Below are 11,483 nucleotides of genomic sequence, written 5' to 3' on the forward strand. Positions count from 1 at the left end.
GACAACCGATGGGGACACGGGCCGTAACACCGCGCCGCGGTCCGGTGTCGGAGGGGACCGATAGCGTGGATGCCATGACACGACGCGCAGTGGTGACCGGGGCCAGTTCGGGTATCGGAGAGGCGACGGCGCGCCTCTTGCGCTCGCGCGGGTGGGAGGTCGTGGGCGTCGCCCGTCGCGCGGACCGCCTCGCGGCCCTCGAGGCCGAGACCGGGGTCGTCGCGCACGCGGCCGACCTGACCGACGCCGCCGACGTCGCCGGGCTGTCGACCTGGCTGCGCGAGACCGGCGGACTCGACGCGCTCGTGCACGTCGCCGGAGGCGCGCGCGGCAGCGACCGCGTCGAAGACGGCGACCCCGAGGACTGGCGCTGGATGTTCGAGGCGAACGTGCTCTCGGGGCAGCGGCTCGTGGCATCCCTTCTGCCTCTCCTGCGCTCGGCCGCCGACGCCGGCGGCCACGCCGACCTGCTCTTCGTCACCTCGACCGCCGCACAGACGGCCTACCCGGGCGGCGGCGGGTACAACGCGGCCAAGGCGGGCGAGGCGATGCTCGTGCACGCTCTGCGTCAGGAGCTCAACGGCGAACCCCTGCGCGTCATCGAGATCGCCCCGGGCATGGTGCGCACCGAGGAGTTCAGTCTCAACCGCCTGGGCGGAAATCAGGAAGCCGCCGACAAGTTGTACGAGGGTGTCGAGGCGCCGCTCCTGGCCGACGACGTCGCCGACGTCATCGCGTACGCCCTCGACGCCCCCGGTCACGTGAACCTCGACCTGGTCACCCTGCGTCCCGTGGCCCAGTCCGCGCAGCACCTGCTTGCGCGCGGGCCCCTGACGACGCGCTGACCCGGGGGCGACCGCGCCGCGGTCGACAGCGGCGGAAGGCAGCCCGGTAGCGGGGTCAGCCCACCTCTCCGCGCGCCGCGGTGGCGGCGACCTCGACCTCCGCCGCGTCGGAGAACGCGACCTTCGGGACGAAGAACAGCAGCACGGCGGCGAGCAGGCCGCCCGCGCTGCAGATGATCCACACGGTGACGTAGCCGGCGAACGGTGCGGCGGTTCCGATCGCGGCTCCCGCACCGCCGGCCAGCACCACGCCGAAGATCGCGGACGACATGGTGCCGCCCATCGTCTTGGTCGTGTTGGTCATCGCCGAGGCGACGCCCGTCTGTCCGCGCGGAGCCGCCGCCGCGGCGGCGGCGGGCATCGCCGCGACCAGGGCGCCCGCGCCGAGACCCGCGATGCCGAGGCTCAGCAGCACCTGCCACAGCTGGTCGTGCAGGGGGAGGAGGAGGGCGTACCCGACACCGACGAGAGCCGCGGCCCCGATGAGCATGACGCGCGGGCTCGCGCGACGCGAGGTGACGGCGAAGAGGACGGCGCCGACGATGAGCGAGAGCAGGTAGGCGCCGACCACGTTCGAGCGCTGCGTCGCGTCGAGGCCCAGGCCGTAGCCGAGGGCGGGGTCGGTGCCGATGTAGGTGACGAGCGGCCCCTGAGCCCCGAGCAGGCTGATCCCGACGAGGAAGGCGGTGGCCTGCACGGGCCACATCTCGGGACGCCGGAGCATGCGGATGTCGATGGCCGGATCGGGTTGGCGTAGCTCGTAGCGCACGAAGAGCGCGCCGAGGATCACACCGACCACGAGGAGGCCGCCGATGACGAGGGGGCCCGGGCCCGCCGGCAGGCGCACGAACGACAGCGCCCCGGTGATGAACAGCAGAGCACCGGCGAGGATGACGAAGCCGCCGACGTCGAGACGGCGCGGCTCGCTCGAGCGCTCGGACTCGGGCACCCCGAGCCAGATCGCGACGCTGATGAGGGTCACCACGACGGCCGGGATCGCCAGAGAGAGCGGGAGGTCGCCCCCGCTCGCGGCGAAGAAGCGACCGGCGGCGAGGGCGCCGAGGATGCCGCCGAATTGCAGGCCGACGACGAGGAGTCCGGCGGCACGGCGCGTCTGGGACACTCCGCGCTGCTGGCGACGTCCGCGGTCGAAGATCAGGGCGATCTCGAGAGGCAGCCAGACGACGTAGAACCCCTGGAACGCCCACGCCACGAGGAAGGTCGCGAACGAGTCGGCGAACACCAGCGCCCAGCTCGCGAGAGCGGTGGCGATCGCCGAGAGCAGCAGGATGCGCTTGTGCCCGAACATGTCGCCGAGCTTGGCGAGGACGGGGAGGACCAGGGCCGACACGAGGAGCTGGGCCGCTTCGAACCAGTTGATGTCGGCGTCGCGGATCCCGAGGTGCGTGACGATCTCGGGGAACAGGGGGATGTAGAAACCCTGGAGGATGCCACTGGCCAGCTCCACGAGGACGAACCAGCCGATGAGACCCGCGGTCACCCCGAGCGCGGAGGTGCGCACCCGTGCGACCGCGCCGGAGACGCGCGACATGGCGTGAGAGTAACACCGCGGGCACCGGGGTCGACGACGCGGGGGGATGCGCCGCGGAGAGCGTGCGGGGCGCCTCTCGCCGTCGCGGCGCGGCAGCCGTCATGAAGCGTGCTACGTTCACTCGTAAACGTGCAAAAAAGGAGCTGGCGCGAATGGGGTGGGACGCGCGGGCCGTGGCGGTGGACGGAGCGGGATTGCGCTCCGGCATGACCGCCGCAGAGATGGTGGCTCGGTTCGCCCGGCTCAACGAGCTGGCGACCGCCGATGCCCTGCGCGAGTTCGCCGACCCCGGCTCCCCGGCACCGACCTTACGCGCTCGGATGGTCTCCGCGCGCTTGGCCGACGAGTCCCGCCTCCTCGGGGGTGGTCGATCGGAGTCGCACGCCGACGCGGTGTTCGACCGCTGGCTGCGCGCGCACGGGATGATCCCGCATCGCGGCGTGGCCTGGGGCCGCGTGAGCACGCTCGGGCCGTACTCCCGGCTCGTCCTGACGCTCGCGGCCACCATGCGCGTGGGGACGCGTGCCGCCCTCGTGCGCCTCGACCACGACGTGCGTCGCGTCACCCGGGCCCTCGAGGAGGAAGGGTGCGACGCGGCGTTCGAGCAGTTCCATCGCGATGCGCGCGCGTTCGCCCACCCGTCGTTCCCACGCGTGCAGGCGGGGGTGCTCGTGAGTCCGGTGCGCGGTTGGCGATGGAACGAGCGGGAGCGCTTCTCGCGCCTTCTGAACCGGCACGGCCTCCGCGCGCGCTCGGGATTGGCGGAGGACCAGTGTCACGTCGACGCGGGGGCTCCGCTCGTCATCTGGAACCCCCGTCTCGCGACCCTGCCGATCGGCGAGGCGCCCGTGACCGTCGTGGATCTCCGGGTGATGGCGCGGTCCTGAGCGCGCTCGCCGCGACCCGACGGCGACGTCCCGCGTCGGCCTGAACCCCGGGGCCGGGACCCGGGGCGGGGAGCGGTTCCGGAGTGTGTTAGTTTCTGCTTGTAAACGAGCAAAAAGCAGGAGGCCCCGTGTTGAGCAGCGTCACTGCCCCCCGTGAGTCCGAGACCCCGATGTCGCCGGAGCGTCTCGCCCGGGAGAACCTGCCCCTGGCGAAGTACCTCGCCGTCGAGAAGGCGCGCAGCGCGCAGCACGTCGATCTCGACGATCTCCTCTCGGCGGCGTACCTGGGCCTGGCCACCGCGTCGATGGAGTACGAGCCCGCACGCGGCATCCCGTTCGGCGCGTACGCGCGCACGAAGATCACGTGGGCGATCCTCAACGAGATGCGCGCCGCCGACCCGGCGGGCGAGCGCAGTCGCGAGAAGATCGAGCGGGTGCGCGTCGCCGACGAGCTCGTGCGGGTGCGAACCGGTCGGGCCGCGAGCGTGGCGGAGCTGGCCGCCGAATCGGGCCTCGACGCCGAGGTCGTGGAGAAGATGCGGGTCCTCGACGAGATGGTCCGCACCGGGACGAGCTTCGAGGTGCAGTTCGAGAACGACGACTCCCGGCAGGTCGCCGACCTCACCGACAGCGTCATCCTGCCCGAGCACGCCGTCGAGCAGGCCGAGAAGCAGCGCATGCTCGAGCGCATCGTCAACGCCCTGCCCGACCAGATGCGCCAGGTCATCCGCGGGGTCTACCTCGACGAGCGGATGGTCAAGGACGTCGCCGCGGATCTCGCGGTCAGCCACGCCTACGTCTCGAAGCTTCGACGGATCGGTCTCGGACTCATGCGCGAGGCCCTCGACGCGTGGGAGAACGGCACGACGCCGGATCGCTCGACGGCCACGAAGGCCGCCTTCTTCGACGGCGTCTTCGGCTCCGCGCCGGTGCCGTCGGGCCGGGCCCTGCAGGGGGCCGCGTCGTCGAGCGCGGAGCTGGCGGGACTGGCGCTGCCGGCCTGATCCGACCGACCGGATGCCGCCGAGCGGGCGGCCCCGCGGAGTTCTTCGCACAGCTCGGTTACGCCCGGCCCGCCCCGTCGCGATGGTGGGGGGTGCGGGGCCACGGACGGCCCCGCTTCGAACACCCCATCCACGGAGGAACAACATGGGTCTTCAGATCGCAACCAACGTCGGTGCTCTCAACGCGTACCGCAACCTGTCGGTCAACCAGAACGACGTGTCGAAGTCGCTCGAGAAGCTCTCGAGCGGTCAGCGCATCAACCGTGCGGCCGACGACGCCGCCGGGCTCGCCATCTCCGAGGGCCTGCGCTCGCAGGTCAACGGCTTGAACGTTGCCGCGCGCAACGCCCAGGACGGCATCTCGGTCATCCAGACCGCGGAAGGCGCCCTGACTCAGGTCCACTCGATCCTGCAGCGCGTGCGCGATCTCGCGGTGCAGGCGGGTAACGACTCCAACAACCCCGCGTCGCGCGACGCGATCAAGACGGAGATCGACACCCTGGGCGAGGAGCTGACGCGCGTCGCCGAGAGCACCAACTTCAACGGAATCAAGCTCCTCAACGGTGACAACGCCGCCTTGACCTTCCAGGTCGGCGCGGGTGCCGTCGCCGCCGAGGACCAGATCTCGGTCACGCTCACGGACTTCAGCACCCTCGGTGCGACGGTCGGGGCACTGACGGTGGACACGGCGGCGAACGCGGCGACGTCCATCGCGGCCATCGACACCCAGATCACGAACGTGTCGACCGCCCGCGCCGGAATCGGTGCGGCGCAGAACCGCTTCGAGTCGACCATCAACTCGCTGCAGGTCTCGGCCGAGAACCTGTCCGCCGCGAAGAGCCGCATCGTCGACACCGACATGGCGGCCGAGATGGTCAAGTACACGGCCTCGAACATCCTGGCTCAGGCGGGCACCGCGATGCTCGCCCAGGCCAACCAGTCGGGCCAGGGCGTCCTGCAGCTCCTGCGCTGATCCGCAGCGCTGACGCGCCGGCGACGCCCGGGCGGGGGATTCCTCTCGCCCGGGCGTCGCTTCACCCGGGATCGCTGCACAGACGGAAGACGAAAGACACCATGAACATCGACGGTCTGGCATCCGGTCTGAAGACCAAAGAGGTCATCGACGCGCTGATGAGCGTCGCGGCGATCCCCAAGACCCTGGTGACGAACAAGATCACCGACCGCACCACCATCATCAGCAATCTGCAGTCGTTGAACACCTCGCTGCAGAGCCTGGCCGACAAGGCGAAGACCGCGGCATCGGCGACCTCGCTCGCGCGCTTCACGTCGACGAGCTCGGCCGACGCCGTCACCGTCACGGCCGGCGACAAGGCCCGCGTGTTCTCGACCGCCGTCGTGGTCGACACCCTCGCCGTGGCCCACGCCGTCGTGACCGCTCCCGGCGCAGCCGACGCCTTCGGCGGACCGTTCACGCTCGTCGCCGCCGACGGCACGGCGACCGAGATCTCGCCGACCGGCAGCGCGCCGGGCGATCTGGTCGCCGCGATCAACGCCGCGGGCGCGGGCGTCATCGCCACCGTGGTGCCGGGCGGCCGAGGGGCCGACGGCCAGCCGCTGTCGCGCGTGCAGATCACCGCGAGCACGACGGGGGCGGATGCCGCCTTCACCCTGCACCGCGGCAGCGCCGCCGACGTCGCCGCCGGAACCGGACCCGACGTCGCGACCGAGGCGGGCGCCGCGATCGTCGCACAGGGGACCGACGCCGTCATCCGCCTGTTCGCGGGGACCGCCGCCGAGCAGAAGGTCACCAGCTCGACCAACACCTTCACGGGGATCGGCGAGGGCATCGACGTCACCGTGCGCGCCGTGTCGGCGCAGCCGGTGACGATCACGGTCGCCGCCGACCCGAAGGCCCAATCCGACACCGCGGCCGCGTTCGTCAAGGACATCGCGGCCCTGCTGACCCGCATCGACAACGGGTCCAAAGCCACCGTCGCCGCCCCGGGCGCCGCGACGACTCTGGGCGTGTTCACCGGCGACAGCACGGTGCGCGCCCTTCGCGGCGCGCTCGCCGGCGCCGTGCAGAGCCCCGTCGACGGGATCTCGCCGTCGACGATCGGCATCCGCGTCGACAAGGCCGGGACGCTCACCTTCGACCAGGACGCCTTCACCGCGGCGATGACGGCCGATCCCGCCCGCACGCAGGCGGTCTTCTCCGCCGTCTCGGATCGCGTCCAGGCGGCCACCGCGCAGTACTCCGACAAGTACGACGGCCTGCTGACGCAGCGGATCACCGGTCAGCAGACGGAGGTCAAGACGCTGCAGCAGCAGGTGGAGCGCATGGACCTCCGGCTCGACATGCGGCGCGCCACGCTCGAGCGCACGTACTCCGCGATGGAGGTGCGCCTATCGGGACTGCAGTCGCAGTCGTCGTGGCTCACCTCGCAGCTGGCCGCCCTCACCCCGTCGTCGAAGTAACCGCGAACAGGAGACAGAACGATGCCCGTCACCACCCTCGCCCGTGCGCAGCAGGAATACCTCGAGCAGCAGGTCTCGTCCGCGACCCCCGAGCGTCTGGTCACCATGCTGTACGACCGGCTGCTCGTCGACGTCGAACGCGCGCGCGTCGCCCAGTCCGCCGGTGACTGGCCCTCGGCCGGCACGTACCTTACGCACGCCCAGGCGATCATCGCCGAACTCAGCGGCTCGCTCGACGCGAACTGGGACGGGTCGGACGGGCTGCGCGGGCTCTACACCTACATCACGGGCCGCCTCATCGTGGCCAACGTCGGCCGGGACGAAGCGGCGACCGAGGAGTGCGCGACCCTGATCGCCCCGCTCCGCGACGCCTGGCACGCCGCGGCCGCCGCCCTCACGGTCTCGTGACCCCCTCGTGACCGACGACGCCGCGGCCTGGGCCGCACTCCTCGACACCTTCGAGCGCGCCCTCGACAGCGGCGACGAGTACGTCCCCGAGGCCTTCGCGCGCCCCGCCGGTCCTCCGCCCGAGCACCTCGTCGCTCGCGCGCGCGCGATCCTCGAGCGGCAACTCCGCGAGATCGAAGCGCTCGGCATCGCCCGCGCCGAGGTCGCGCGCGAGCTCGCGACCCTCCGGCGGATCCCCCCGACGCAGACGAGCGGACCCGTCTACCTCGACGTGCGCGGGTGACCGGGTCGCTCCGCGCCTGACAGGGCCGTGGCGGGGCGGGACGGCATCCCTCCGCATCCGACGCTCGCGGTTACGCCGGGGCGTCCGCGTCGCGATAGTCGGGGCCGAGCACGGATCGCTCATCGCCTGGCCACGGATCGGCTCGCTTTCGACCGGAGTGCCGCGTGCTCGAATCCGTCACCTCAACCGCGCTGTCCAGCGCCCTCGACGCGCTGTCGATCCGGCAGCGCGCGATCGCCGAGAACATCTCGAACGTCAACACCCCCGACTACCACGCCAAGCGCGTGTCGTTCGAGGACCGGCTCAAGAGCGCCGTCGAGCAGGGCTCCGGACGCGTCGAGGCGATCGTGCAGCGATCGCTGGAGCCCACCCGCCTCAACGGCAACAACGTCAACCTCGACACCGAGACGATGTCGAACATCGACACGGTGCTGCGCTACCAGTTCGCCGCCCAAGCGCTCAGCGGCCAAGCGGCATCCATCACCAAGGCGATCGGGCAGGCCTCCGCATGAGTTTCGACGCGATCGGCATCGCGGGGACGGGCCTGTCGGCCCACCGCAAGTGGTTGGACGCCATCAGCGACAACATCGCCAACGTCAACACCGCCACCCCCGCGGGCCAGGACATGTTCCGCGAGAAGTACGTCACCGTGGCCGAGGGGAGCCGGACACCCGGCGTCTACGTCACGGGCGTGCGCGACTCCACGGCGGAAGGGCGCCTCGTCTACGAACCCGAGCACCCCTACGCCGACGAGAACGGCTACGTCCAGTACCCGAACGTCGACCTCGGCGACCAGATGAGCATGCTGATCCTCGCCCAGCGCGGCTACCAGGCGAACGCCGCCGTCATCGACCGCGCCAAGACCAGCTACGAAGCGGCCCTGCAGATCGGACGAAGCTGATGAGCCTTGCCATCGACCCGACCGCGGCGGTGGGCGTGACGCCCCTGAGCCCGTTGAGCTTCGAGCAGACCGCCGCCCCGGCTTCGGCCGGCGTCGGCGGAGCGTCGTTCGCGACCTCGCTCGCCTCCGCGGTCGAGAACCTGCAGACCCTGCAGTCGACCTCGAACGAGCTCGCCGTGCAGGCCGTCACCGGAGACCTCGACGACATCCACAAGGCCACGCTGGCCTCGGCGCGCGCCGGCGTCACGCTCGACCTCATGGTCGCCGTCCGAGATCGCGGCGTCGCCGCGTTTAACGACGTCATGCGGATGCAGGCCTGACCGTGCCGCGCGTGCTCACGAACTCGTTCGAGCGTCTCAAGGGAATCGTCGCCGGCTTCACCGTCGCCCAGCGCACGATCGCCGTGATCGGTGCCGCCCTGCTCGTCATGGGCGTCATCGCGCTGAGCAGCTGGCTCGCGAAACCGCAGATGAGTCCGCTGTTCACCGGCCTCAGCCCGAGCGACGCGTCCGCCGTCGTCGAGCAGTTGAAGTCGGCGGGGGTCGCCTACGAACTGACCGAGGGCGGAGCGACGGTCCTCGTCCCCGACGCGCAGGTCTACCCGCAGCGACTGGCGGCCGCGGCCGCAGGCCTGCCCACCGACAACACCGGCGGCTACACCCTCCTCGACAAGATGGGGGTGACGGCGAGCGAATTCCAGCAGTCGGTGACCTACAAGCGCGCGATCGAAGGCGAGCTCGCGGCGACGATCGGCGCGATGTCGGGGGTCACCGCGGCCTCCGTGCAATTGGCCATTCCCGAGCAGAGCGTGTTCGTCGCCGACAAGCAGCACCCCACGGCATCCGTCTTCCTCAAAACCCAGGGCGGGTCGAGTCTCGACGACGACCAGATCGCCGCGATCGTGCATCTGACCAGTGCCTCCATCCCGGGGATGACGCCCGAGGACGTCGCGGTGACCGACCAGTCGGGGCGCGTCCTCGCCGCCGTGGGACAGGGCCTCACCGGCTCCGCCAGCACGCAGGCCTCCGATCACGAGGCCAAGGTCGCGGGATCGGTGACCAAGATGCTCGAGACCATCGTGGGACCCGGCAACGCCACCGTCAGCGTCAGCGCCGACGTCGCCAACTCGACCTCCGAGCGCATGGACGAGACGTACACCGCGCCCGAGGGCGGCGTGATGACGAACGAGCAGACCCGCACGCAGACCTCGACCGGCGGACAGGCGGGGGGAACCGGGATCCTCGGCCCCGACAACATCGCCGTGCCCGACGCCGGCGGTTCGGGGTCGTTCGAGTCCGAGGAATCCACGCGGAACAACGCCGTCAACAAGACGACCGAGAAGACGATCACCCCGGCCGGAGAAGTCACCCGTCAGACCGTCAGCATCGCGCTCGACCGCGGCTCGGTGCAGGGGGTGACCGCCGAACAGGTTCAGGCCCTCGTCTCCAACGCCGCCGGCATCAACACCGCGCGCGGCGACACGGTGACCGTGGAGTTCGTCGACTTCAGCCAGAGCGCCGCCGCGGCCGCGGCCGCAGCCCTCCAGGCTGCGGAGGACGAGAAGGCCGCGCAGGTGCAGTCGGAGATCGTGCGCACCGCCATCATCGGCGGGTCGATCGTGCTGGCCGCCGTCATCGTCGTCGTCGCCCTGCTGGTGCGGCGGCGGATGAAGCGCCGCACGCTGTACACCGAGGACGGGCCCATCGAGTACTTCGCGTCGATGACCGAGACCGAGGAGCAGAAGCTCAAGACCCTCAAGGGCCTCGCCGAGCCGATCGTCCTCCCCGCCGTCCCGCCGACCAAGGTCCTCCCCACACTCCTCGACATCGAGGAAGAGCCCGAAGCCCCGCAGGTCTTGGTCGAGCAGCGTCGACGCGAGGTCGAGCAGTTGGCCAAGAGCGACCCGCAGAACGCCGCGAAGGCGCTCGCCAACATGATGGATGAGGCGATGGTATGAGCCTGCTCGACTCCCGCCCCGAAGCGGTCGCCGAGGTCGCGCCCACCGCCGTGACCGAGGTGCTCGCCGTCGCCCGCACCCCCCTCTCGGGGCTGCGGAAAGCCGCGATCGTCATGCTCAACATGGATCGCGAGACCAGCGCCGAGGTGCTGCGCCACCTCGGCGAGGCACGCGCCGAGCTGTTGGCGGGCGAGCTCGCCCAGCTGGGCAGCGTCGACACGGCCGCGACCGCGGACGCCCTCGCCGACTTCCGCCGCATCGCCTCGGGCAGATCGCTCATGAGCCGCGGGGGCGAGCAGTTCGCCACGGGACTGCTCGAGACGGCGTTCGGCCGCGAGAAGGCCGTGGGAATGGTCGGTCGCGTCCTGTCGCAGGGGGTGGTGTCGTTCGACTTCCTCAACGCCGCCGATCCGACGCAGCTGGCCACGATCCTCGACGGCGAGATGCCGACCACCGTCGCCGTGGTGCTGGCGAACCTGCGGGCCGACCGGGCGGCGGCCGTGCTGGCCGCTCTGCAGGATCCCCTGCGCACCGACGTCGCCCAGGCGATCGCGGAGCTCGGCGTCGCCTCGCAGGAGGCGATCACCGTCGTCGCCGAATCGCTGCGCGCGCGCACGGGCGTGTTCGGCATGCGCGAGGCGCACGAGGCCATCGGCGGCGTCCAACCGCTGGTCGACATCATCAACCGATCCGACACCGCCCTCGAGAAGGCGCTGCTCGCCGGGCTCGACGACCGCGATCGCGTGCTCGCCGAAGAGGTGCGCAGTCGCATGCTGACCTTCGCCGACATCGCGCGACTCGAGGACCGCGACGCCCAACGCGTGCTGCGCGGGATCGACCTGCGGGTCCTCGCCCTCGCGTTGAAGGGCGCCGACGAGCAGATCCGCGAGGTGATCCGCCGCAACATGACCGAGCGCAACCGCGAGAACCTCGAGGAGGAGACGCGAGCGCTGGGGCCCGTCCGCATGCGACAGGTCGACGAGGCGCGCGCCGAGGTCGTCCGCGTCATCCGCGAACTCGAAGCCGCCGAAGAGATCACCCTCTCGCGCGAGGACGACGACGAGCTCATCGAGTGACCGGTACCCCGATCGTCCTCCCCGGTGGCGGTCGGTTACCGCGACGCCGTCGCGTCGCGATAGTCCGGGAAGAGCACGGATCGCTCGTCGACTTGGCCACGGATCGGCTTCGCCACAACCGCAGGGTGACC

General features: G+C 71.1%; 13 protein-coding genes. 12 read left to right on the plus strand and 1 reads right to left on the minus strand.

Going from position 1 to position 11,483, the window contains the following annotated elements:
• Window positions 1-74 precede the first annotated feature (74 nt).
• Complete coding sequence (locus ASE56_RS07785) at window positions 75-845, plus strand: SDR family oxidoreductase (protein WP_200914134.1); 771 nt, start codon at window positions 75-77, stop codon at window positions 843-845.
• Between the two features lie 55 nt (window positions 846-900).
• Here ASE56_RS07785 and ASE56_RS07790 read toward each other — a convergent pair whose 3' ends face one another.
• A complete protein-coding gene (locus ASE56_RS07790) occupies window positions 901-2,397 on the minus strand; it encodes an MFS transporter (protein ID WP_200914136.1) in 1,497 nt (498 codons plus the stop codon).
• Between the two features lie 152 nt (window positions 2,398-2,549).
• Between ASE56_RS07790 and ASE56_RS07795 the strand changes: the two genes are divergently transcribed.
• The 11 genes from ASE56_RS07795 (at window position 2,550) to fliG (ending at window position 11,352) form a co-directional block, all read left to right on the plus strand.
• Window positions 2,550-3,284: a hypothetical protein gene (locus tag ASE56_RS07795; protein ID WP_056226947.1), complete on the plus strand. Its 735-nt coding sequence runs from the start codon at window positions 2,550-2,552 to the stop codon at window positions 3,282-3,284.
• 131 nt (window positions 3,285-3,415) lie between these two features.
• Window positions 3,416-4,288 (plus strand): sigma-70 family RNA polymerase sigma factor, encoded by an 873-nt coding sequence (locus tag ASE56_RS07800; protein WP_143017784.1) that lies wholly within the window; start codon window positions 3,416-3,418, stop codon window positions 4,286-4,288.
• A gap of 145 nt (window positions 4,289-4,433) precedes the next feature.
• Window positions 4,434-5,261, plus strand: a complete 828-nt coding sequence (locus ASE56_RS07805; protein ID WP_056226951.1) for a flagellin — start codon at window positions 4,434-4,436, stop codon at window positions 5,259-5,261.
• A gap of 101 nt (window positions 5,262-5,362) precedes the next feature.
• Window positions 5,363-6,727 carry a flagellar filament capping protein FliD gene (gene fliD / locus ASE56_RS07810; protein ID WP_056226953.1) on the plus strand — a complete coding sequence of 455 codons (1,365 nt, stop codon included), beginning with the start codon at window positions 5,363-5,365 and terminating at the stop codon, window positions 6,725-6,727.
• A gap of 21 nt (window positions 6,728-6,748) precedes the next feature.
• Window positions 6,749-7,135 carry a flagellar export chaperone FliS gene (gene fliS / locus ASE56_RS07815; RefSeq protein WP_056226969.1) on the plus strand — a complete coding sequence of 129 codons (387 nt, stop codon included), beginning with the start codon at window positions 6,749-6,751 and terminating at the stop codon, window positions 7,133-7,135.
• Between the two features lie 7 nt (window positions 7,136-7,142).
• Window positions 7,143-7,418: a hypothetical protein gene (locus ASE56_RS07820; protein ID WP_056226971.1), complete on the plus strand. Its 276-nt coding sequence runs from the start codon at window positions 7,143-7,145 to the stop codon at window positions 7,416-7,418.
• A 164-nt stretch (window positions 7,419-7,582) separates the two neighbouring features.
• A complete protein-coding gene (locus ASE56_RS07825; RefSeq protein ID WP_056226973.1) occupies window positions 7,583-7,930 on the plus strand; it encodes a flagellar basal body protein in 348 nt (115 codons plus the stop codon).
• Complete coding sequence (gene flgC / locus ASE56_RS07830) at window positions 7,927-8,319, plus strand: flagellar basal body rod protein FlgC (RefSeq protein ID WP_056226975.1); 393 nt, start codon at window positions 7,927-7,929, stop codon at window positions 8,317-8,319. Before ASE56_RS07825 ends, flgC begins: the two co-directional genes overlap by 4 nt.
• A complete protein-coding gene (gene fliE, locus ASE56_RS07835; protein WP_056226977.1) occupies window positions 8,319-8,639 on the plus strand; it encodes a flagellar hook-basal body complex protein FliE in 321 nt (106 codons plus the stop codon). The genes flgC and fliE overlap by 1 nt, the downstream gene beginning before the upstream one ends.
• A gap of 11 nt (window positions 8,640-8,650) precedes the next feature.
• On the plus strand, window positions 8,651-10,276 hold the full coding sequence (gene fliF, locus ASE56_RS07840; RefSeq protein ID WP_327037361.1) for a flagellar basal-body MS-ring/collar protein FliF: 1,626 nt from the start codon (window positions 8,651-8,653) through the stop codon (window positions 10,274-10,276).
• A complete protein-coding gene (gene fliG / locus ASE56_RS07845; protein ID WP_082450349.1) occupies window positions 10,273-11,352 on the plus strand; it encodes a flagellar motor switch protein FliG in 1,080 nt (359 codons plus the stop codon). The genes fliF and fliG overlap by 4 nt, the downstream gene beginning before the upstream one ends.
• Window positions 11,353-11,483: the final 131 nt, after the last annotated feature.

Origin of the sequence: Microbacterium sp. Leaf203, from assembly GCF_001421275.1 — a bacterium.
Classification (GTDB): domain Bacteria; phylum Actinomycetota; class Actinomycetes; order Actinomycetales; family Microbacteriaceae; genus Microbacterium; species Microbacterium testaceum_A.